Below are 21,874 nucleotides of genomic sequence, written 5' to 3'. Positions count from 1 at the left end.
GGTAAACTCCCGACACTTGGCGAGTCAACTCATAGAAATCCAAGGAGAAGTCCGCATGATCCGAGCCCAACTGCCGCGCCGGCATTTTGTCTTGTCTTGCCTGGCGGCATGCGCCAGCCTGACCACAGCCGGCGGTGCGCAAGCGCAGGCCAACTATCCGAACAAGCCGATTCGCCTGATCGTGCCCTTCGCCGCGGGCGGCTCGACCGACCTGTCGGCACGCCTGGTTGCGGAGTTCGGCGGGCGCGAGCTGGGCCAGTCCATTGTGGTGGAGAACAAGGGTGGCGCCGGTGGCTCACTGGGCATGGAGCAGGTCGCCCGCGCGGCGCCGGACGGCTACACCATCGGCATGGCGACGGTCAGCACGCACGGCTCGAACCCGGCTGTCTATCCGAAGCTGAACTACGATCCGATCAAGGATTTTGCGCCAGTCACCAACGTGGTGGCCATCCCGAGCGTGTTCGCTGTGCACCCCAGCGTGCCGGCCAAGACCATGCAGGAGTTCGTCGCGCTTGTCCGTGCCAACCCCGGCAAGTACAGCTTCGCCTCTCCCGGCGCCGGCTCGCTTGGCCATGTGAACATCGAGAATTTCATGATGCTGGCCAAGATCGACATGCTGCACGTTCCGTACAAGGGCGCGGGCCTGGCGCTCAACGATGCGGTGGCAGGGCAGGTCAATGCCATTACCGACAACCTTTCGTCCACGCTGCCCCACGTGAAATCGGGCCGGCTGCGCGCGCTGGCCGTGCTCGGCTCCGCCCGTTCGCCGCAGCTGCCCAATGTCCCGACCTATGCGGAGCTGGGCTATAAGGAGATGGGCGATGGCGGCTGGTTTGGCATCGTCGCACCCGCGGGCACGCCGCCGGCCATCGTCGCCAAGCTCAACGACGCCATTCACAAGGCGATGCTGAATCCCGAGTTCAAGCGCAAGGTGGAGGAGTCCGGCGGCACGCTGGTGCCGACCACGCCGGACGGCTTCAAGGTGCAAATCCAGCAGGCCATGGCGCGCTATGCACGTGTGGCCAAGGCCGCCAATATCAAACTGGACTGATGGCGATGAGCGACAACTTCGAGCCCTTTGTCCGCTTCTCGCCCTCGGCCCAGACGCTGCCGCTGGTGTGCGACTCGCCGCATAGTGGCACCCGTTACCCGCAGGATTTCCGGGCGGCAATCCCCACGCAGCGGCTGCGTGCCGGCGAGGACACGCATATCGACGCGCTTTGGGAATCCGTGCCGCGCGTCGGCGGTACGCTGATCGCGGCCAATTTTCCGCGGGTCTACATCGATCCCAATCGCACGCTAGATGATCTGGACCCCGACTTGCTGGACGGCACCTGGCCCGAGCCGCTGGCGCCAGGCGAGAAGACTCGCCTCGGCTACGGGCTGATCTGGCGGAACATGGATGCGGCCACGCCGATCTACGACCGTAAGCTCTCGCTGCAAGAGGTACGCGACCGGATCGACCGCTACTATCGCCCCTACCATCAGGCGCTGTCGGAAGCGGTGGAGGACACCTATCGGCGCTTCGGGGCGGTCTGGCATCTGAACCTGCACTCGATGCCGAACAATGCATACGAGCGCCTCAAGATTCAGAGTCCGCATCCGCTGGCGGACTTTGTGCTGGGCGACCGCGATGGCGCCACCTGCGAGGCTGGCTTTGTCGGGCTGGTGGCATCGGAGCTGCGCGCGCTGGGATATACCGTGGCACGCAATGATCCGTATAAGGGCGTGCAACTGATCGCACAGATCGGCCGTCCGGCCGAACGGCGTAACAGCTTGCAGATCGAGATCCGCCGGCCCTTGTACATGGATGAAGTGACGCGAGAGCGCAACAGTGGCTTTGACGAACTTCGGACAAATCTTGGTCGACTTGTCGAGCGCATCGGCGTTTATCTGAGCGAGCAGCGCAGACCGTAAGTGCTGCGGCCTTCCGCCATGCACATGAGAAACCGGGCCATTGCGCCCGGTTTTTTGTTTCACGTGGAACACACCCAAGTTCTTCATGGAGCATGTTTCACGTGAAACATGCTGCGGCGCAGGGGCGCCACGGAGATTGCCGTTATAATTCGGCATCCCGATTTATTCCCGCTAGCCTCCCGGAGGAGGTGCCTCCATGCTTTACCCAAAAGAATTCGATGTMATTGTTGTCGGTGGTGGCCACGCCGGCACGGAAGCTGCACTCGCCGCGGCGCGTATGGGTTGCCAGACGCTGCTGCTGAGCCACAACATCGAGACCCTTGGTCAGATGAGCTGCAATCCGTCCATCGGCGGCATTGGCAAGGGCCATCTCGTCAAGGAGGTGGATGCAATGGGCGGCGCCATGGCGGCAGCCACGGATGAGTCGGGCATCCAATTCCGCATCCTGAATTCCAGCAAGGGCCCGGCCGTACGTGCCACCCGCGCTCAGGCGGACCGCGTGCTGTATCGCAAGGCGATTCGCACGCGGCTGGAGAATCAGCCCAACCTGATGCTGTTCCAGCAGGCCGTGGATGACCTGGTAGTGGAGGGTGATCGTGTCGTCGGCGCTGTCACCCAGGTCGGCATCACCTTCCGCGCTCGTGCCGTGGTGCTGACCGCCGGGACCTTCCTCGATGGGAAGATTCACGTCGGGCTGGATAACTACACTGGCGGTCGCGCGGGCGACCCAGCCTCGGTCTCGCTGTCGGCGCGCCTGAAGGAGCTCAAGCTGCCGCAGGGCCGCCTGAAGACGGGTACGCCGCCGCGTATCGACGGACGCACCATCGACTTCTCCGTGATGGACGAGCAGCCCGGCGATCTCGATCCGGTGCCGGTGTTCTCCTTCCTGGGCCGTGCCGAGCAGCACCCGCAGCAACTGCCGTGCTGGATCACGCATACCAATAGCCGGACCCACGACATCATCCGTGGCGGCCTGGATCGCTCGCCGATGTACACCGGCGTGATCGAAGGGGTAGGGCCGCGGTACTGTCCCAGCATCGAGGACAAGATCCACCGCTTTGCCAGCAAGGACAGCCACCAGATCTTCCTGGAACCGGAAGGGCTGACGACCAACGAGTTCTACCCCAACGGTATTTCCACCAGCCTGCCGTTCGACGTGCAACTTGCCCTGGTGCATTCGATCCGCGGCATGGAGAACGCGCACATCCTGCGCCCCGGCTACGCCATTGAGTACGATTACTTCGATCCGCGTGCCCTCAAGGCCTCGCTGGAGTCCAAGGCCATCAGCGGCTTGTTCTTCGCCGGGCAAATCAACGGCACCACCGGCTACGAAGAAGCCGCTGCCCAGGGCCTGCTGGCCGGGATCAATGCCGGCTGCTTCGTACGGGAGCGCGATGCCTGGACTCCCCGGCGGGACCAAGCCTATCTTGGGGTTCTGGTCGATGATCTGATCACCCGTGGGGTCTCGGAACCGTACCGAATGTTCACCAGCCGCGCCGAGTTCCGTTTGAGCCTGCGTGAAGATAATGCCGATATGCGACTGACCGAGGCCGGTCGGGAGCTGGGTGTGGTCGATGATGTGCGCTGGGATGCATTTAACCGGAAACGCGATGCTGTTTCACGTGAAACAGAGCGGCTGAAGGGTACCTGGGTGAATCCGAGCATCCTGCCGGAAGCCGATGCCGTGCCGCTGCTGGGCAAAGCGATCGAGCGCGAGTACAACCTCGCCGATCTGCTGCGCCGTCCCGCTGTCACGTACGAAGCGCTGATGGCGCTGCAGGACGGCAAGTTCGCACCTGCCCAGGCACTCGATGCCGATCCTCTGCTGGTCGGGCAGATTCGCGAGCAGATCGAGATTGGTATCAAGTACCACGGCTACATCGCGCGGCAAGCCGCAGAAGTGGACAAGCTCGAAGCCAACGAATCCACCCGCCTGCCCGAGGATTTCGACTACACGGAAGTGCGCGGCCTTGGCATCGAGGTGGGCCAGAAGCTGAACCAGCACCGGCCCGAGACCCTCGGCCAGGCATCGCGAATTTCTGGCGTGACGCCGGCTGCGATTTCGCTGCTGCTGGTCCATCTGAAAAAGAAGGGCATGGGGYGTGCCAAGTCCGACTCCAGCCAAGAGGCCGCCTGAGTGAGGAACCAACGTTACGCGGCCGTGGATGACGCCGACCAGCGCCGCCGCCTGGAGGCCGGCTTGTCCGCCATCGGCCTGGCGGTCTCCGCGAGCCAGATCGATCAGTTGTTTGCCTACCTGGCACTGCTGCGCAAATGGAATGCCATCTATAACCTGACCGCCATCCGTCATCCCGACGAGATGTTGACGCACCACATGCTCGACTCGCTGGCCGCCGTGCCGGCGCTGGCCCAAGCGGCTCGCGCCGCGGCGGTAGAGGAGGGCGCGCGTGGCCGGGTGCTGGACGTGGGTTCGGGTGGCGGCATGCCTGGTCTGCCGCTGGCCATCACGTGTCCCGACCTGTCGGTGCTGATGGTCGACATCGTGCAAAAGAAAACCGCTTTCCTCACGCAGTGCCGGGCACAGCTCGGCCTGTCCAACGCCGCCGCCCACTGGGGCCCGGTCGAGAAGCTGGAAGACGACAAGGGGTATGCAGTCATTACGTCTCGTGCGTTTGCCGAGCTGAGCGATTTTGCATCGCTCGCCGGCCACCTGCTGGCGCCGGGCGGCAAGCTGATTGCCATGAAGGGCGTTTATCCTCAGCCCGAACTCGATCGCATGGAAGCGGCCGGCCTGATGGCCGAGTGGCAGGTCGAGGCAATACCGCGCCTGACCGTGCCGGAACTGGACGCAGAACGTCACCTGGTGGTGCTGTCGCGCCGCTGACCCGGCCGGTGGTTGTCGCCGGCGCCCACCCCCGGCAGGTAGAAATCAAGCAGGAGCAGCAGGAACATATGGCCAAGGTATTCGTGATCGCAAACCAGAAGGGCGGCGTCGGCAAGACCACCACCACGGTGAACCTTGCCGCCGGCTTGGCGGCACAGGACCAGCGTGTGTTGCTGATCGACCTGGATCCCCAGGGCAACGCCTCGATGGGTTCCGGCATCGACAAGCAGTCGCTCGAGCACAGCGTCTACCAGGTGCTGGTTGGCTTGTCGACGGTGAGCCAGGCACGCCAGCATTCCGAATCCGGCAAGTACGACGTGCTGCCCGCCAACCGCGAACTGGCCGGCGCGGAAGTGGAACTGGTCGAACTGGACCAGCGCGAGAAACGTCTCAAGAACGCGATTGCCGAGGTCGATGCCGAATACGATTTCGTGCTGATCGATTGCCCGCCGTCGCTGTCGCTGCTGACCCTCAACGGGCTGTGCGCGGCCAACGGCGTGATCGTGCCGATGCAGTGCGAGTACTTCGCGCTGGAAGGGCTGTCCGATCTCGTCAATACCATCAAGCAGGTGCATGCCAACCTCAATCGCGACCTGAAGGTGATTGGCTTGCTCCGTGTGATGTTTGATCCACGCGTTACCTTGCAGCAACAGGTGTCGGCCCAGCTTGAGTCGCATTTTGGCGAGAAGGTGTTCAAGACCGTCATCCCGCGCAATGTGCGGCTGGCAGAAGCACCGTCCTATGGCATGCCGGGTGTGGCGTTCGATCCGTCGTCCAAGGGGGCCAAGGCCTACCTCGATTTCGGCGCCGAGATGATCGCGCGCGTCAAGCAACTCGACTGAACGCCGGGTTGAGAGTCACCGGGTTGAGAGTCACCGAATACAGGATACCGAGATGAGCACCGCGAAGAAGAAGGGCCTGGGCCGCGGACTGGAAGCCCTGCTGGGTGGGCCAGCCGAGATCGTCGACGCCGTGAAGCAGGAGGGTGCGCCCTCTGTGCTCCGTCTGGACCAGCTCCAGCCTGGCAAGTACCAGCCGCGCACGCGCATGGACGAAGGCGCGCTGCAGGAGCTGGCCGCGAGCATCCGTGCCCAAGGCCTGATGCAGCCGATCCTGGTGCGCCGCGTTGCCGAGCCGGACCGCTACGAGATCATTGCTGGCGAGCGCCGCTTCCGCGCCTCCAGGATCGCCGGGCTCGAAGAGGTGCCGGTACTGGTCAAGGACGTGGCCGACGAAGCCGCGGCCGCGATGGCGCTCATCGAGAATATCCAGCGTGAAGACCTCAACCCGCTGGAAGAAGCGCAAGGCATCATGCGCCTGGTGCGCGAATTCAATTTCACCCACGAGCAGGCAGCGGAATCGGTGGGGCGCTCGCGCAGCGCGGTGTCCAACCTGCTGCGTCTGCTGAACCTGGCCCAGCCGGTGCAGACCATGCTGATGGCGGGCGACCTCGACATGGGCCACGCCCGTGCGCTGCTCTCCGCTGACGGCGCCAACCAGATCACGCTCGCCAATCAGATCGTTAACAAACGTTTATCGGTGCGCGAGACCGAAAAGCTGGTAGCCTCCACCCTCAAGCCCTTTGACCTCAGGTTGCAGAAGCCGAACAACGGCGCGCCGGCGCGCGACGTGGCACGTCTTGAGGAAGAACTATCCGACGTGCTTGGCCTGCCKGTGCAGATCAAGCTGGGCGTGCGGGGCAAAGGCCAGCTCACCATTCACTTCACCAGCAATGATGCGCTCGACGGTGTGCTGACACGCCTGCGCGAGCCCGGCGAAAGCCAGTCACCCGCCTGAGCGGGATTTCCCAAAAATAGTGCGCGATTAACGGTCGGTGCGGCTGTGCAGCGGCTTGGTGCAATTTGGTGCCGGCCGGTTCTGGCTCGGCGCGCGCACGCCTGTGTAAGGTCTGTGCAAGGCCGATAAACGATCATGGTGCGCCGCCAGCCCTAGGCAGCTCAATTACCTGGCGCGTTATTGTTGGGCGTCGGCCGCGCACGCAATATGGGTTCGTGGCGATTGCAAGTGAAATGCGGACTGTTGCAAGGCGTCTGTAAGCAGATTGACTCGCATGGTGCATTCCTCGTAAAATCGTGCGGTTTGAATTCCGGCCGGTCCAGAAAAGTTCCGGGGCGGATTAAACAACAAGCAGCAACGAGCAAAGGCAATAGCAGGTGGTTTCAGATCGTCAGGATGCCGGCCGGAAAACCGACTGGCAGACGCGTGATGCCTGGGAAGACGAGGCAGAACGCGAAGAAGAGGCGGTCGATCCGCTGTCGCGCGTCGAGGCGGAAACGCTGTTCGGCGAGCGCGCGCTGCGCCCTTCGCGCATGACGCCCGGCAGGGTCGTGCTGGCGCAGGTTGCGGTTACCTTGTTGTCGGCCATTGCCTGGCGACTCTTTGCTGGCGGCAACGCCGGTGCGGCGGGTTGGTCGGCACTATTCGGTGGCACGGTGTGTTTCGTGCCCAGCGGTTTCTTCGCGCTGCGACTCTGGATGGCGCGCGAACGTCCCTCGATCAGCGGACTGGTGGTCGGCGAGGCGATCAAGGTGTTTGCCACCGCCGGGTTGTTCGTCCTGGTGGTGGTGCTGTACAGCGAGTTGCGCTGGGTACCGATGCTGGTCACGTTCCTGCTTGTGCTCAAGACTTACTGGGTCGCGCTGGCGATTCGCTGAGGTTGTGCCCCAGGGTGGGCCGGCCAGGCGCGGTAGGTCGGATAAGTGTGCTTCTCGTCGAAGTGGGGCACGAAAACAGAATATCAAGATGTTTTTGCGTGGCGCGTCACAACAGTGAAGCGCGGCGTGGATAAGGTTCAAACGAGCTTGCCCGCGGTGACCAGCAAAGTGTGCTGAAGGCGGTGCAAGAAGCGTACCGGCAAATGCCGGCAACTGGTTTCGCAATATTACGGTTCGTTTCGACATGTCAGCTGCTCAAGGCGCCGAACAGGCCCTCACCCCCTCCGGCTATATCGCCGAACACTTGCAGAACCTCAACACGGTTGGCGGCAAGCAAGCCTCCGTCGTTGACTTCAGCGTCCTTAACTACGACACCGTGTTCTGGTCGGTGCTGTGCGGTGCCATCGCCGTGATTTTCCTGTACGCCGCCGCGCGCCGCGCGACCGCTGGCGTGCCGGGCCGCTTCCAGGCTTTCGTCGAAATGATCGTCGAGATGGTCGACGACCAGGCCAAGGGCATCATCCATGGCGACCGTTCCTTCATCGCGCCGCTGGCACTGATGGTGTTCTGCTGGATCACGGTGATGAATGCCATCGACTTGATCCCGGTCGACTGGGTTACCGGCCTGAACGGCCTGCTGGGCATCTTCCACATCCATCTGCCGCACCACCGCGCGGTTGCCACGGCTGACCTGAACGGTACGCTGGGCATGTCGTGCGCAGTGCTGGTGCTGATGATCTATTACAGCTTCAAGATCAAGGGCGTGGGCGGCTTCGCCCATGAACTGCTGTCGGCCCCGTTCGGCGCCAAGTGGTACCTGGCCCCGTTCAACCTGATCCTGAACCTGATTGAATTCCTGGCCAAGGCGGTTTCGCTGGGCATGCGGTTGTTCGGCAACATGTACGCCGGCGAACTGGTGTTCCTGCTGATCGCGCTGCTGGGTTCCATCTGGACGTTCGGTGCGGACCTCTCCGCGCTGGGCTTCGTCGGTCATGTGCTGGCCGGTACGGTATGGGCGATCTTCCACATCCTGATCGTTCTGCTCCAGGCTTTCATTTTCATGATGCTGACGCTGGTGTACATCGGCCAGGCACACGATCACCACTGATTTAAGTTTTTCGGTTTTTCGGTTTTTTGGTTCTAAGTCTCTTCTCAATTAAAGGAGTAGTCATGCAAGCATATCTCGCCAACATCCAGGGTCTGACCGCCATCGGTATCGGCATCATCATCGGTCTGGGCGCAATCGGCGCCTGCCTGGGTATCGCCCTGATGGGTGGCAAGTACATCGAAGCGTGCGCACGTCAGCCTGAACTGATGAACCCGCTGCAAACCAAGATGTTCCTGCTGGCTGGCCTGATCGACGCAGCATTCCTGATCGGCGTGGGCGTTGCAATGCTGTTCGCATTCGCCAACCCGCTGCTGGCTGTCATCAAGTAATTCTTTTCGGTCTGCATGATGCTGACGGGCGGCGCGGGCCACTTAGCCTGGCCGCCCTTGCGCATTTATCTGTAGTTTGATTACCGAAAGGAACACACCATGAATCTGAACGCAACGTTTTTTGCGCAGATGGTCGTGTTCTTCATCCTGTGGTGGGTAGTTGCCAAATTCATTTGGCCGCCGCTGGTGAAGGCGCTCGACGAACGCGCAAAGAAGATCGCCGATGGCCTCGCCGCCGCCGAAAAAGGCAAGGCTGAGCTCGAACTCGCCAACAAGCGTGTGGACCAGGCCCTGGCCGAAGCCCGCACCGAAGGCGCTCAACGCGTCGCTGACGCCGAGAAGCGCGCTCAGCTGACCGCTGACGAGATCAAGCAAAACGCCCAGGCAGAAGCCGCACGCATCATTGCCCAGGCCAAGGCCGAAGCCGAACAGCAAGTTACCCGCGCGCGCGAGCAATTGCGCGACCAGGTCGCCGTGCTGGCCGTCAAGGGTGCCGAGCAGATCCTCAAGCGCGAAGTGAACGCGCAGGTCCACGCGGATCTGCTCAATCAACTCAAGGCTGAGCTCTAATCATGGCTGAAACCGCAACCATTGCCCGTCCCTACGCCGAGGCGCTGTTCCGCGTCGCGACCGAATCGAGCGGCAATCTGGATGCATGGTCCGAGCTGGTGTCGGAAATGGGGCAAGTTGCCGCCAATCCCGACATGAAGGCGGTGGCTGGCGATCCGAACGTGCACGGCGACAAGCTGGGCGCACTGTTCCTGTCGGCCCTGAAGTCTCCGGTCAACGACGAAGCCAAGCGCTTCGTCAGCCTGCTGGTGGATAACCACCGCCTGTCGGTATTGCCGGAAATCGCCGAGCAGTTCCATGCGCTCAAGAACGACCGTGAAGGGTCGGCTGATGTCGAGATCACGAGTGCCTTCCCCATTGAGGGCGCAAGCCTGACCGACCTCGTCGCCGCGCTCGAACGCAAGTTCGGCCGCAAGCTGCAGCCCTCGGTTGCGGTGGACCCGTCGCTGATTGGCGGCGTGCGCGTCAAGGTCGGCGACGAAGTGCTCGACACCTCCGTGCGTGCGCGCCTGGCAGCAATGCAAGTGGCGCTGACCGCATGATGCGCGAGAAGCGCACCAGCCGACGGATTGAAGAATTAGGAGCATTGTGATGCAACTGAACCCCTCAGAAATCAGCGAGCTGATCAAGTCCCGCATCTCGGGTCTTGGCGCCGACGCTGAAGTGCGCAACACCGGCACGGTGATTTCCGTGACCGATGGTATCTGCCGCGTGCACGGCCTGTCTGGCGTGATGCAGGGCGAGATGCTGGAATTCCCCGGTAACACGTTCGGTCTGGCACTGAACCTCGAGCGCGACTCTGTCGGCGCCGTGGTGCTGGGCGACTACGAACACATTTCCGAAGGCGACCCGGTCAAGTGCACCGGCCGCATTCTGGAAGTGCCGGTTGGCAAGGAACTGCTGGGCCGCGTGGTCAACACGCTGGGTCAGCCGATCGATGGCAAGGGCCCGATCAACGCCAAAGAAACCGACGTGATCGAAAAGGTTGCCCCTGGCGTGATCGCACGTCAGTCGGTCAGCCAGCCAGTGCAGACCGGCCTGAAGTCGATCGACGCGATGGTGCCGATCGGCCGTGGCCAGCGCGAGCTGATCATTGGCGACCGCCAGACCGGCAAGACCGCCGTTGCTGTCGACGCGATCATCAACCAGAAGGGCAAGGGCGTTTTCTGCGTCTACGTGGCAATCGGTCAGAAGGCTTCGACCGTGAACAACGTGGTGCGCAAGCTCGAAGAACTGGGCGCGATGGAGTACACCATCGTCGTTGCTGCTACGGCTTCGGACTCTGCCGCCATGCAGTACCTGGCTGCCTACGCTGGTTGCACGATGGGCGAGTACTTCCGCGACCGCGGCGAAGACGCGCTGATCGTCTATGACGACCTGACCAAGCAAGCCTGGGCCTACCGCCAGGTGTCGCTGCTGCTGCGCCGCCCGCCGGGCCGCGAAGCTTACCCCGGCGACGTGTTCTACCTGCACTCGCGTCTGCTCGAGCGCGCAGCCCGCGTGAACGCCGACTACGTCGAGAAGTTCACCAAGGGCGCAGTGACCGGCAAGACCGGCTCGCTGACCGCGCTGCCCGTGATCGAAACGCAAGCTGGCGACGTGTCCGCTTTCGTGCCGACCAACGTGATCTCGATCACCGACGGCCAGATCTTCCTGGAAACCGACCTGTTCAACGCAGGTGTGCGCCCCGCAATCAACGCCGGTATCTCGGTGTCGCGCGTTGGTGGTGCCGCCCAGACCAAGGTCGTCAAGAAGCTGTCCGGCGGTATCCGTACCGACCTGGCCCAGTACCGTGAACTGGCTGCGTTCGCGCAGTTTGCTTCCGACCTGGACGATGCCACCCGCAAGCAGCTGGAGCGCGGCCGCCGCGTGACGGAACTGCTCAAGCAGGCTCAATACCTGCCGCTGCAGGTGTGGCAGCTGGCCGCGTCGCTGTACGCAGCCAACAACGGCTTCCTCGACAACGTGGAAGTGAAGGACATTCTCCCGTTCGAGAAGGGCCTGCACGACCATCTGAAGACCAAGTACGCCGACCTCGTCAGCCGCATCGAAGATTCCAAGGATCTGTCGAAGGAAGACGAAGCCACCCTGCGTGCCGCGATCGAGGATTTCAAGAAGTCCGCCGCGTTCTAACCGCGCAATTCCACGAAACTGCGCCGGCACCGTTGCCATGACGGTGCCGGTGCGGCACGAATGGAGAGGAAGATATGGCCGGAACGAAAGAAATTCGAACCAAGATCAAGAGCGTGCAAAACACGCGCAAGATCACCAAGGCGATGGAGATGGTCGCCGCGTCCAAGATGCGCAAGGCGCAGGAACGGATGCGCAACGCCCGTCCCTATGCTGAGAAAGTGCGCAATATCGCGGCGCACCTGGCTGCGGCCAACCCCGAGTTMAAGCACCCCTTCATGGTGGCACGCGACATCAAGCGCGCCGGCATGATCGTGGTAACGACGGACAAGGGGCTGTGCGGCGGCATGAACACGAACGTGCTGCGTGCGGTAACCAATGAGCTGCGTGAGCTGCAAAGCCGCGGCGTGGAGGTGCAGAGCACCGCCATTGGTTCCAAGGGCTTGCAGTTCATGGGCCGCATCGGCGCCAAGGTGCTCTCGCACGTGGTGCACCTCGGTGACACCCCGCATCTGGAAAAACTGATCGGTGCCATTAAGGTCCAGCTCGACGCCTTCACCAATGGTGAAGTCGATGCTGTGTACCTGGCTTACACCAAGTTCATCAATACGATGAAGCAGGAGCCGATGGTGGAGCAGCTGCTGCCGCTTCCCGCCGACAAGTTTGCCCAGACCGAAGATGAAAAGCGCGCCTACTCGTGGGATTACATCTACGAGCCCGACGCACAGACCGTAGTGGAAGAACTGTTGGTCCGCTACGTCGAAGCGCTGGTGTACCAGGCCGTGGCCGAAAACATGGCGTCCGAGCAATCGGCGCGCATGGTGGCCATGAAGGCGGCATCCGACAATGCCAAGAACGTGATCGGCGAACTGCAACTGGTCTACAACAAGACCCGTCAGGCAGCGATTACCAAGGAACTGTCGGAAATCGTCAGCGGTGCCGCAGCCGTCTAAGGCGTCAAGTATTCAAGCTATCGGAGATACGAAATGAGTATCGGAAATATTGTGCAGTGTATTGGCGCCGTGGTGGACATCGAGTTCCCCCGCGACGCGCTGCCTAAGGTCTACGAAGCGCTCGTGCTGGAAGACAGCAACGAAGCCTCGTTCGCCGAGAAGGGCCTGACCTTCGAAGTGCAGCAACAGCTGGGTGACGGCGTGGTGCGTACCATTGCCCTCGGCTCGTCGGACGGCCTGCGCCGCGGCATGGCAGTGAAGGGCACTGGCGCCCCGATCTCGGTGCCCGTCGGTCACGGCACGCTGGGCCGCATCATGGACGTGCTGGGTCGTCCCATCGACGAAGCCGGCCCGATCGCTTCGGACGAGCTGCGCTCGATCCACCAGAAGGCCCCGAAGTTCGATGAACTGTCGCCTTCGGTTGACCTGCTCGAAACCGGCATCAAGGTGATCGACCTGGTGTGCCCGTTCGCAAAGGGCGGCAAGGTGGGTCTGTTCGGTGGCGCCGGCGTCGGCAAGACCGTGAACATGATGGAGCTCATCAACAACATCGCCAAGCAGCACAGCGGTTTGTCGGTGTTCGCCGGCGTGGGCGAGCGTACCCGTGAAGGGAACGACTTCTACCACGAAATGAAGGACTCGAACGTTCTCGACAAGGTGGCCATGGTGTTCGGCCAGATGAACGAGCCGCCGGGCAACCGTCTGCGCGTGGCACTGTCCGGCCTGACCATGGCCGAGAAGTTCCGCGACGAAGGCCGTGACATCCTGTTCTTCGTCGACAACATCTACCGCTACACGCTGGCCGGTACCGAAGTGTCCGCACTGCTGGGCCGTATGCCTTCCGCAGTGGGTTACCAGCCGACGCTGGCCGAGGAAATGGGCAAGCTGCAAGAGCGCATCACCTCGACCAAGACTGGCTCGATCACGTCGATCCAGGCCGTGTACGTGCCTGCGGATGACTTGACCGACCCGTCGCCTGCTACCACCTTCCTGCACCTGGACTCGACCGTCGTGCTGTCGCGTGACATCGCCGCGCTGGGTATCTACCCGGCAGTCGATCCGCTCGACTCGACCTCGCGTCAGCTGGACCCGCAAGTCGTGGGTCAAGAGCACTACGACGTGGCCCGTCGCGTGCAGCAAACGCTGCAACGCTACAAGGAACTGCGCGACATTATCGCGATTCTGGGCATGGACGAACTGTCGCCGGAAGACAAGCAGTCGGTGTCGCGCGCTCGTAAGATCCAGCGTTTCCTGTCGCAGCCCTTCCACGTTGCGGAAGTGTTCACGGGTTCGCCGGGCAAGTACGTCACGCTGAAGGAAACCATCCGCGGCTTCAAGATGCTGGTGGACGGCGAGTGCGATCACCTGCCGGAGCAAGCGTTCTACATGGTCGGCTCGATCGACGAAGCCTTCGAGAAGGCCAAGAAGCTCCAGTAAGCGGCGTCTTTCGCTGCCAGCGCCGTAGTGGCGGCCTAGCCACGGACAGCGATGTCCGGGGCGGCCGCGCTCAGCACGGCAGCGGAATACTTGCTTCCTGGCAACGGGAAGCCGAAGCTTTCAGGGACTAAAGGAATTCACATGGCAACCATTCTTGTAGACGTCGTCAGCGCCGAATCGTCGATCTTCTCCGGTCAGGCGAAGTTCGTGGCACTGCCGGGCGAGTCGGGCGAGTTGGGTATCCTGCCGGGCCATACGCCGCTGATTACGCGTATCCAGCCGGGCGCGGTGCGCATCGAGAAGGAAGACGGCAGCGAAGAGTTCGTGTTCGTGGCCGGCGGGATTCTCGAAGTCCAGCCCAAGCACGTCACCGTGCTGGCAGACACCGCTATCCGCGGCAGCGACCTCGACGAAGCCAAGGCGCAGGAAGCCAAGCGCGCCGCCGAAGAGCTGATGCAGAACCAGAGCAGCGATCTCGACCTGGCACGTGCCCAGAGCGAGCTTGCCGTGGCAGCAGCACAGCTGGCCGCCATCGCGCGCCTGCGCCGGAAACGGTAAGAAAAGCAGGGCCGCCGCAGCTGTTGTTTTTTTGGCGGCGGCGAAAAAAAGGCAGCTGCGAGGCTGCCTTTTTTTATGCCAACGACTATTCTGTCGGCTCAGGACAAAAAAAAAGCGCGCGGGCCGGGGAGGCACCGCGCGGACGGGAAAATCCCTTCGAGGGGTCAATTCGAAGGAACGGGTAAGGTCCAGGTCAACCAACAGACGCTAACCACATTCTTGGTGGTCCAGCACTCGGTCAGGCGGTATTGATCGCATTCAGACGATCCAACCAGCCGGAACCGGCAAGCGCCAACATCATCTCAACCTGGTACACCGATCACAGGCATCGCCTGTGATCCGGTCAATCTGGGTGGGAATGCTTCCTTAGGCTTTCTTCCATGACGCCCTCCCTTTCTGCTGGGGGAGGGAACGCCTTTCACAAAAACTGATTGTGTTGAAGCATTGTGGGGGAAACTTTTGGGGATGGCAGTAACAAAATGTATCGGTTTGCAAGAAGTTGAAAGCGCGGTAACTAAATAAGCGTCTAAATAGGCATAAATGGGCACGTTAGACCACGTGCCACCGCACTCGCCGCCAGGCGGCGGGAACATCACTGCGCGGCGCGGGTCCGATAGCTTTCGCTGATCCTGCCATCCGCCTTGCGGTCCGGCCATCCACTGCCATGCCGCTTTCCTTCCCCTTTCCCCCTTTTTACCGCTCTGCCCAGGCCTCCGTCGATATCGCGAGAGGCCTTGTCCAGCATAGGCTGGCGGCGCTGCTGGCCACGTCTTTCATGGCGGCTGGCCAGGCTGGCGCGGCTGAGCCGCAAGCCCCCACTGGCGCGCTCTGGCAAGGCGAGCTCGACGGCCACATACAGGTCTCGCTGACGATATTTCCGCGCGCGGGCACTGGTGGAGTCGACGGCACGGCCCGTTACGATTCAATGCTTGCCTCCGCACCGCGTCAACTCGATGGCCAATTGACATCCGACGGACGGCTGAGCGTGCGCGAGCGTGCCACTGGCCAGGCGCCTGTTGAGTATCCCGAAGCCCGCGATGGTGCACGTTTCGAGGGCACCGTCTCCTCCGATGGGTTGAGTGTCAGTGGGGAATGGATGAATACCGACGGGTCCCGCCGCCAGGCATTGACGCTCACGCGCAAGGCAATCTATCGCGAGCGCACCGTGAATGTGGCTGGTGCACGTCTTACCGAACGCTATCCCGAAACCGGCCGCCCGCATGTGGATGCGCTCATTACGTCGCTCCGTGCCAGCGGCTGCGGCCAGGGCGAACAGGAATGCCGTAGCGCGATCGAGGTAATGCGGCTGGATGCCGGCAACGTCAGCCTGCTGCGCACCACCTGGCGCTACAGCGGTGGCGCGCATGGCAGCCTTGACTTCGTGAGTGGCACGTGGCGGCGTCGCGGCCCGGCGGGTGCAATGGCATCCGCGCCAACTGCCCCGCCGGTCTATCGCCGGGTCGGGCTTGCCGATCTCCTGCAGCCGGGCGAGGCCTGCTTGCAAAAACTTAACGACGAGCTACAAGCCGCACTGAAGCGGCAGGGCGCGGCCGAGCCCGCGCGTGGCGCGCTTGATGCACAAGCGCTGCAGGAATCGCGCGTTCCGTTTACCCTGTACCGCGGCGGCGTGGTGCTGCACTACGCCCCCTACGCGGTCGGCCCATTTGCGCAGGGCGCCTACCAGGCAGCGGTGCCGTTCGCGCGGCTGGGCAGTTGCGCCCGCCCGGCCGGTGCCGGCCGCGACCAGTCCCCCGAACCCAACGAGAAGGAATCGACGTGAGCGAGATGCAGACAGCCATTCGCGGCATGCTGGCGATGAAGACGGTAGCAGTGGCCGGCCTGTCCGGGCACCCGGACCGGCCCAGCCATGAAGTAGCCGCCTACCTGCAGCGCCACGGCTATCGCATTGTCCCCGTCAATCCGCGCCATGCGGGTGAGCGCATCCTGGGCGAGACCTGCTACGCCAGCCTCGCCGACGCCGCCGCGGCCTTGGCCAAGTCCGGGCAGCGCATTGATTGGGTCGATATCTTCCGCCGCGCCGCCGATGTGCCGCCGGTGGTCGAGGATGCCATCGCGATCGGCGCCCGCGGCGTCTGGCTGCAACTCGGCATTGTCCATGATGCGGCTTTTGCCCGGGCCGCCGCCGCCGGGTTGCTGGCGGTGCAGGACCGCTGCAGCAAGATCGAGCTGATGCGACAGGCCGCCTGATCCCGCTAAACTAGTCACCTTAGCTCCGAATCTAGCTCTGAATCTAGTTCCCAATCTCACCCTCAACCCCGCCTCAAGCAGCCATGGCCATCGATCCCCAGCTTCTCGACTACTACCGCCGGCTCTCCGAACGCTACGCCGGGCAGCCCGAGCCGGCCGGTGCCGCCGGCCGCCGCGCGCGCTTCGCCGAGATCGCGGCGACCTCGGTCGTGCCCGACCCGGAGGGCATCAAGTCCACCGACATGGAGCTGGCGCTACCCGGCCGCACGCTGGCGGCGCGATTGTTCTGCCCGGAAGGCGTGGCCGAGCCGCGCCTGATTGTCTATTTCCATGGCGGCGGCTGGGTGGTGGGTTCGCATGACACGCATCACAGCGTGGCAGCGCTGCTCGCCGCCGACACCGGCTGCGCGGTGGCCAGTGTGGATTACCGGCTGGCACCGGAGCATCCGTTCCCCACGCCGTGCGACGACGCGCTGCAGGCGGTGCTGTGGTTCGCCGAGCAACGCGTCCGGTTGCGCCTGGATGCAGGCTTCCTGGCCGTGGCGGGCGACAGCGCGGGCGGGCACCTGGCCGCGCAGGCCGCGCGCTGGGCCAATGCGCATGGGCGTCCCGGCCTGGTCAACGCCCAGTTGCTGATCTATCCCGTGGCCGCGCCCGTGCTGGCCAGCGAAAGCTATCGCGCCTTTGCGGATGGCCCCGGCCTCACCCGCGACGAGATGGCCTGGTTCTGGACGGAGTTCATCGGCGCCGAGCGCCTTGCCGCTGGCGCCGCCATCGAAGACACGCGCATCCACCTGATGGGCGCCGCGCCACAGCACCTGCCTCCGGCCAGCGTGGTGGTGGTTGCCGCCCACGACGTGCTGCGCGACGACGGCCTGGCCTACGCTGACTATCTGGTGCGCTACGGCGCGCCGGTGATCACGCTGGAGGCGAGCGGGATGACGCATGGCTTTGCCCGCCTGCAGCCCGATGCCCCGCGCGCGCGCGAATGGATGCGCCGCGCAGCGCAGGCCTTCAAGGAACTGGCGGCGGACATCTAAGCTGCCGGCGGCGGCCGGCCATCCCGTAAAATGGCGGTCTTACGAGGATGACCATGACCGCATTGCAGAACGATACCTTCCTGCGCGCGCTGCGCCGGCAACCGACCGAGTACACCCCGCTGTGGCTGATGCGTCAGGCGGGGCGCTATCTGCCCGAATACAATGCTACGCGCGCTCGCGCCGGCAGCTTCCTGGGCCTGGCCAAGAACCCGGCCTACGCGACCGAAGTTACCCTGCAGCCCCTCGAGCGCTATCCGCTCGACGCGGCCATCCTCTTCTCCGACATCCTGACCGTGCCCGATGCCATGGGCCTCGGGCTGTCGTTTGCCCAGGGCGAGGGTCCGCGCTTTGCCCACCCGTTGCGCACCGAAGGCGACGTCAAGAAGCTGGCGGTGCCGGACATGGCCTCGCTGTCCTACGTGTTCGACGCGGTCAGCGAGATCCGCCGGGCACTGGTGCAGGATGGCCGCCAGCGCGTGCCGCTGATCGGCTTCTCGGGCAGCCCCTGGACGCTGGCCTGCTACATGGTCGAGGGTGCGGGCTCCTCCGATTTCCGCACGGTCAAGGCGATGATGTACAGCCGCCCCGACCTGATGCACCGCATCCTGGAGATCAACGCGCAGGCCGTGTCGGCCTACCTGAATGCGCAGATCGAGGCAGGTGCGCAAGCCGTGATGCTGTTTGACACCTGGGGCGGCACATTGGCCGACGGCATGTACCAGACGTTCTCCCTGGCCTATATGCGCAAGGTGCTGGCCGGCCTGAAGCGCGAGCACAACGGCGAGCAGGTGCCAGCCATCGTGTTTACCAAGGGCGGCGGCTTGTGGCTGGAGGCGCTCACCGAGATCGGCGCCGACGCGCTTGGTCTGGACTGGACGGTCAATTTGACGCAGGCGCGCCGCCGCACTGGCGGCAAAGTGGCACTGCAGGGCAATATCGACCCCAATGTGCTGTTTGCGCCGGAAGCCGCGATTCGCGAGCAGGTGCGTGGCGTGCTCGACAGCTATGCCGCCGGCGGCGGCAGCGACGGACACGTCTTCAACCTCGGCCACGGCATTTCCCAGTTCACCCCGCCCGAGAATGTGACGGTGCTGGTGGACGAGGTGCATCGCTACAGCCGTCAGCTGCGCACCGCGGCAAGGTGACAGCCGGTGCACGTCTTCCCTCCCATCAGGGGGTACCGCCTGTGCGGCGCAGCGAGCCGGCCTCGCGCGCCGCACCCAGACGGGCAGGTGCCGGGGGAGGCTTGCCCGAAGCGCTGTCAAGTAAACTATTTTGCAATATTTCGCCCTTTCGGTGCCGGTTCGCGCTTGTCAAGGCTTGACTTATGCACATCAATGGGTTTTCCGCAGTGCAAGAGCGGGTTAGTCCCTAACTCATCTGAGGGAGGTCGCCAAGTCCTTGATTTACAAGGCATTGCATCTGGTCACACACAGGCTGGAATGCCCGTGGGAGCCTTGTTTCACGGGGCTTGGCGGGAACTCCGGGCGAGTTTTCAACAAAGTTATCCACAGGCGGTGCCCGGGGCCGGGAAAACCAGCCATCTATCATCGACTTAGGGGCACATTTGAAGCGTTACTTTAAGTTGATGTTGCACCGCACACTGAATTTGTCTGGGAAGAGGCTCAGCCTCGGCCTGCACTTGCTTTGGGCTTTCTCGCCCCATTCTGGACCGTACCCACCGCTGCGCTGGATGATCGGCCCGGGAGGCGCGGTGTGACGTCACCGGGGATCCCCGAGCAAACCGCGCTGGCCGTGGCGCCCACCGGCGGCGCACCGCTGGCCGTCGTGCGGGTGGCGCTCGATACGCCGGCTGACGATGTCTTCGATTACCTTGCTGGCCCGGAAGTCCAGCCCGGCGAACTGGTCACGGTGCCGTTCGGCCGCCGTACGCTGGTCGGCGTGGCCGTATCGCGTTGCGCGCACTCCGATGTACCCGCCGGCAAGCTGCGCTCTGTCGCACAGCGCCTGGACTGGCTGCCACCGCTTGGCGCCCACTGGATCGCGCTGGCAGGCTTTGCCGCTCGCTATTACCACCGCTGCCTGGGCGAAGTCATGCTGCCCGCGCTGCCTCCGGCCCTGCGCGAGGCCGACGGCTGGGCGCGGCTGGCACTGCGAGCCCGCAGCGAACACTACCGCGTGGCCCCGGGGCAGGGCGAGGCGCTGTTGGCGGCGGTGCCGCCGCGCGCCCGCACCGTGCTGGCGCTGGCTCGGGCGCTGGTGGCTGCCGCCGGGGAAGTGCGGACGGTATCCGCCGCCGAGGCGCGTGCGCTCTGCAGCGCGGCGCCCTCGCGCCTGGCGGAGTGGGCCGAGGCCGGCTGGGTGATCTCCGAGCGGGCCGACCAGCCTTTGCTGGGCGCGCCCTCGGCTGCCGAGCCGTCCACCGCGCCGCCGCTGCACGAAGAGCAGCGCGTGGCCGTGGAAGCGATCGCGCAGGCCAAGGGATTCGCGCCGTTCCTGCTCCACGGCGTCACCGGCAGCGGCAAGACCGAAGTCTACCTGCACGCCATGGCCGAAGTGCTGGCGCGCGATGCGCAGGCGCAGGTGCTGATGCTGGTGCCCGAAATCAATCTCACGCCGCAGCTGCAGGGCCGTATTGCCTCGCGCTTTCCCCATCTGCCGCTGGCGGTGCTGCATAGCGGCCTGGCCGACCAGGAGCGCACGCTGCAATGGCTGGCGGCGCACCGCGGCGAGGCCCGCATCGTGCTGGGCACGCGGCTGGCGGTGCTGGCTTCGCTGCCGCACCTGGCGCTGATCGTGGTCGACGAGGAGCACGACACGTCCTACAAGCAGCAGGAAGGCCTGCGCTACTCCGCACGCGACCTGGCCGTATGGCGGGCCAAGCAGCTCGGCACGGCCGTGGTGCTGGGCTCCGCCACGCCGTCCATGGAGTCCTGGTGGCGTGCGGAGCAGGGCACCTACCGCAAGCTGGTGCTGCGTGAGCGGGCCCAGACCGATGCCACGCTGCCCACGGTGCGGCTGATCGACATCAACCAGGAACGCCAACGCCAGCGCGCCCTCTACGAAGGGCTGTCGGTGCCGTTGCTAAACGCCATCGAGGCCCGCCTGCAGCGTGGCGAGCAGAGCCTGCTGTTCCTGAACCGGCGCGGCTACGCCCCGGTGCTGGCCTGCGATAGCTGCGGCTGGCTCTCCGGATGCCCGCGCTGCTCGGCCTATATGGTGCTGCACCGGCCGGAGCGCCGACTGCGCTGCCACCATTGCGGGCTGGAATCCCCGGTGCCCCATCATTGCCCGGATTGCGGAAATGTGGATGTAGCACCACTTGGTAGGGGCACCCAGCGCATCGAGGAGGCCCTGGCTGCCCGTTTTCCGCAAGCGCGCATCGCCCGCATCGATGCCGATTCCACGCGCCGCAAGGGCAGCGCGCAGGCCATGTTCGATGAGGTCCATGCGGGCGAGGTCGACATCCTGGTCGGCACGCAGATGGTGGCCAAGGGGCACGACTTCCAGCGCGTGACCCTGGTCGGCATCGTCCATCCGGACGCCGCCATGTTCAGCCACGATTTCCGCGCGGCCGAGCATTTGTTTGCCTCCCTGATGCAGGTGGCCGGACGCGCCGGGCGGGCAGGGCTGGCGGGCGAGGTGCTGATCCAGACCCGCTATCCCGATGCATCGGCATTGCAGGCATTGGTACGCCATGACTATGATGGATTCGCGGCTACCCAGTTGCGCGAGCGCCGCCAGGCCGGGTTGCCCCCGTTTGCCTACCAGGTGCTCGTCACGGCCGACCATGCCGAACTGGAGCGTGCGCTGGCCTTCCTCCAGAGCGCGCGGAATCGGGCCGATGCGTGCCGGATGGCGCCGGAGGTGCAACTCCATGACCCGGTGCCGATGTCGATGGTGCGGGTGGCTAACCGGGAGCGCGCGCAAATGTTGGTGGAAAGCACCTCGCGCATTGCACTGCAAAGATTTATCAGCGAGTGGGTGCAAACTTTTGGCGAGGCGCTGGGCGATGCCAAGGGCGTGCGCTGGCAGTTGGAGATTGATCCCTTGCGTATCTGAGTGGGGTCCGGTTGCGCCACGGGCCGCGCAGCGCAAGGTACGGTGCAACCACTTTTCCTGATGTATCTGAGTGGTTGTACC

20 protein-coding genes are annotated in these 21,874 nt (G+C 63.9%); all 20 read left to right on the top strand.

Features of this window, described 5'->3' with window-relative positions; translation table 11 throughout:
* The first annotated feature begins 55 nt into the window (after window positions 1–55).
* The 20 genes from AC1DS3_RS01185 to AC1DS3_RS01090 all read left to right on the top strand — a co-directional run bounded on the left by AC1DS3_RS01185 (window position 56) and on the right by AC1DS3_RS01090 (window position 21,793).
* The gene (locus tag AC1DS3_RS01185; RefSeq protein ID WP_441635774.1) at window positions 56–1,051 is read left to right on the top strand and encodes a Bug family tripartite tricarboxylate transporter substrate binding protein; all 996 of its coding nucleotides are present in this window, start codon (window positions 56–58) and stop codon (window positions 1,049–1,051) included.
* Between the two features lie 5 nt (window positions 1,052–1,056).
* Window positions 1,057–1,917, top strand: coding sequence for an N-formylglutamate amidohydrolase (locus tag AC1DS3_RS01180; protein WP_441635772.1), 861 nt, complete (start codon window positions 1,057–1,059; stop codon window positions 1,915–1,917).
* Window positions 1,918–2,113: 196 nt separating this feature from the next.
* On the top strand, window positions 2,114–4,054 hold the full coding sequence (gene mnmG, locus AC1DS3_RS01175; RefSeq protein WP_477126552.1) for a tRNA uridine-5-carboxymethylaminomethyl(34) synthesis enzyme MnmG: 1,941 nt from the start codon (window positions 2,114–2,116) through the stop codon (window positions 4,052–4,054).
* Window positions 4,055–4,762, top strand: coding sequence for a 16S rRNA (guanine(527)-N(7))-methyltransferase RsmG (gene rsmG, locus AC1DS3_RS01170; protein ID WP_441635768.1), 708 nt, complete (start codon window positions 4,055–4,057; stop codon window positions 4,760–4,762). It begins immediately after the preceding gene.
* 68 nt (window positions 4,763–4,830) lie between these two features.
* On the top strand, window positions 4,831–5,604 hold the full coding sequence (locus AC1DS3_RS01165; protein ID WP_043350788.1) for a ParA family protein: 774 nt from the start codon (window positions 4,831–4,833) through the stop codon (window positions 5,602–5,604).
* 52 nt (window positions 5,605–5,656) lie between these two features.
* Complete coding sequence (locus tag AC1DS3_RS01160) at window positions 5,657–6,559, top strand: ParB/RepB/Spo0J family partition protein (RefSeq protein WP_043350783.1); 903 nt, start codon at window positions 5,657–5,659, stop codon at window positions 6,557–6,559.
* A 377-nt stretch (window positions 6,560–6,936) separates the two neighbouring features.
* Window positions 6,937–7,437, top strand: coding sequence for an ATP synthase subunit I (locus AC1DS3_RS01155; protein WP_043350778.1), 501 nt, complete (start codon window positions 6,937–6,939; stop codon window positions 7,435–7,437).
* A 244-nt stretch (window positions 7,438–7,681) separates the two neighbouring features.
* Window positions 7,682–8,545, top strand: a complete 864-nt coding sequence (gene atpB, locus AC1DS3_RS01150; RefSeq protein ID WP_150987512.1) for a F0F1 ATP synthase subunit A — start codon at window positions 7,682–7,684, stop codon at window positions 8,543–8,545.
* A gap of 62 nt (window positions 8,546–8,607) precedes the next feature.
* A complete protein-coding gene (gene atpE / locus AC1DS3_RS01145; protein WP_006157246.1) occupies window positions 8,608–8,874 on the top strand; it encodes a F0F1 ATP synthase subunit C in 267 nt (88 codons plus the stop codon).
* A 99-nt stretch (window positions 8,875–8,973) separates the two neighbouring features.
* Window positions 8,974–9,444 (top strand): F0F1 ATP synthase subunit B, encoded by a 471-nt coding sequence (locus AC1DS3_RS01140; protein ID WP_043350775.1) that lies wholly within the window; start codon window positions 8,974–8,976, stop codon window positions 9,442–9,444.
* 2 nt (window positions 9,445–9,446) lie between these two features.
* Window positions 9,447–9,986 carry a F0F1 ATP synthase subunit delta gene (locus AC1DS3_RS01135; protein WP_441635762.1) on the top strand — a complete coding sequence of 180 codons (540 nt, stop codon included), beginning with the start codon at window positions 9,447–9,449 and terminating at the stop codon, window positions 9,984–9,986.
* Window positions 9,987–10,035: 49 nt separating this feature from the next.
* The gene (atpA, locus tag AC1DS3_RS01130; RefSeq protein ID WP_253929172.1) at window positions 10,036–11,577 is read left to right on the top strand and encodes a F0F1 ATP synthase subunit alpha; all 1,542 of its coding nucleotides are present in this window, start codon (window positions 10,036–10,038) and stop codon (window positions 11,575–11,577) included.
* 74 nt (window positions 11,578–11,651) lie between these two features.
* On the top strand, window positions 11,652–12,527 hold the full coding sequence (atpG, locus tag AC1DS3_RS01125) for a F0F1 ATP synthase subunit gamma (protein ID WP_477126551.1): 876 nt from the start codon (window positions 11,652–11,654) through the stop codon (window positions 12,525–12,527).
* Between the two features lie 33 nt (window positions 12,528–12,560).
* Window positions 12,561–13,964 carry a F0F1 ATP synthase subunit beta gene (gene atpD, locus AC1DS3_RS01120; protein ID WP_150987508.1) on the top strand — a complete coding sequence of 468 codons (1,404 nt, stop codon included), beginning with the start codon at window positions 12,561–12,563 and terminating at the stop codon, window positions 13,962–13,964.
* Window positions 13,965–14,105: 141 nt separating this feature from the next.
* Window positions 14,106–14,522, top strand: a complete 417-nt coding sequence (locus AC1DS3_RS01115; RefSeq protein WP_043350759.1) for a F0F1 ATP synthase subunit epsilon — start codon at window positions 14,106–14,108, stop codon at window positions 14,520–14,522.
* 775 nt (window positions 14,523–15,297) lie between these two features.
* Complete coding sequence (locus tag AC1DS3_RS01110) at window positions 15,298–16,302, top strand: RsiV family protein (protein ID WP_477126550.1); 1,005 nt, start codon at window positions 15,298–15,300, stop codon at window positions 16,300–16,302.
* A 5-nt stretch (window positions 16,303–16,307) separates the two neighbouring features.
* Entirely contained in the window at window positions 16,308–16,730 is a 423-nt protein-coding gene (locus AC1DS3_RS01105; protein WP_441635867.1) for a CoA-binding protein, read from the top strand.
* A gap of 83 nt (window positions 16,731–16,813) precedes the next feature.
* Window positions 16,814–17,770, top strand: coding sequence for an alpha/beta hydrolase (locus tag AC1DS3_RS01100; RefSeq protein ID WP_441635757.1), 957 nt, complete (start codon window positions 16,814–16,816; stop codon window positions 17,768–17,770).
* Between the two features lie 47 nt (window positions 17,771–17,817).
* Window positions 17,818–18,915, top strand: coding sequence for a uroporphyrinogen decarboxylase (hemE, locus tag AC1DS3_RS01095; protein WP_043350749.1), 1,098 nt, complete (start codon window positions 17,818–17,820; stop codon window positions 18,913–18,915).
* A gap of 586 nt (window positions 18,916–19,501) precedes the next feature.
* Window positions 19,502–21,793: a primosomal protein N' gene (locus tag AC1DS3_RS01090; protein WP_441635865.1), complete on the top strand. Its 2,292-nt coding sequence runs from the start codon at window positions 19,502–19,504 to the stop codon at window positions 21,791–21,793.
* Window positions 21,794–21,874 lie beyond the last annotated feature (81 nt).

It is taken from the genome of Cupriavidus sp. 01L46 (assembly GCF_056399905.1).
The sequence above is the reverse complement of the archived record's forward strand: the minus strand, read 5'-3'. Positions and strand labels throughout refer to the sequence as shown.

Excerpts from the sequence above, each read along its gene's own strand:
- AC1DS3_RS01185 (WP_441635774.1), top strand. The coding sequence starts at position 56 with ATGATCCGAGCCCAACTGCCGCGCCGGCATTTTGTCTTGTCTTGCCTG.
- AC1DS3_RS01180 (WP_441635772.1), top strand. The coding sequence starts at position 1,057 with ATGAGCGACAACTTCGAGCCCTTTGTCCGCTTCTCGCCCTCGGCCCAG.
- AC1DS3_RS01165 (WP_043350788.1), top strand. The coding sequence starts at position 4,831 with ATGGCCAAGGTATTCGTGATCGCAAACCAGAAGGGCGGCGTCGGCAAG.
- atpB (WP_150987512.1), top strand. The coding sequence starts at position 7,682 with ATGTCAGCTGCTCAAGGCGCCGAACAGGCCCTCACCCCCTCCGGCTAT.
- atpE (WP_006157246.1), top strand. The coding sequence starts at position 8,608 with ATGCAAGCATATCTCGCCAACATCCAGGGTCTGACCGCCATCGGTATC.
- AC1DS3_RS01140 (WP_043350775.1), top strand. The coding sequence starts at position 8,974 with ATGAATCTGAACGCAACGTTTTTTGCGCAGATGGTCGTGTTCTTCATC.
- AC1DS3_RS01135 (WP_441635762.1), top strand. The coding sequence starts at position 9,447 with ATGGCTGAAACCGCAACCATTGCCCGTCCCTACGCCGAGGCGCTGTTC.
- atpA (WP_253929172.1), top strand. The coding sequence starts at position 10,036 with ATGCAACTGAACCCCTCAGAAATCAGCGAGCTGATCAAGTCCCGCATC.
- atpD (WP_150987508.1), top strand. The coding sequence starts at position 12,561 with ATGAGTATCGGAAATATTGTGCAGTGTATTGGCGCCGTGGTGGACATC.
- AC1DS3_RS01115 (WP_043350759.1), top strand. The coding sequence starts at position 14,106 with ATGGCAACCATTCTTGTAGACGTCGTCAGCGCCGAATCGTCGATCTTC.
- AC1DS3_RS01110 (WP_477126550.1), top strand. The coding sequence starts at position 15,298 with ATGGCGGCTGGCCAGGCTGGCGCGGCTGAGCCGCAAGCCCCCACTGGC.
- AC1DS3_RS01105 (WP_441635867.1), top strand. The coding sequence starts at position 16,308 with ATGCAGACAGCCATTCGCGGCATGCTGGCGATGAAGACGGTAGCAGTG.
- AC1DS3_RS01100 (WP_441635757.1), top strand. The coding sequence starts at position 16,814 with ATGGCCATCGATCCCCAGCTTCTCGACTACTACCGCCGGCTCTCCGAA.
- hemE (WP_043350749.1), top strand. The coding sequence starts at position 17,818 with ATGACCATGACCGCATTGCAGAACGATACCTTCCTGCGCGCGCTGCGC.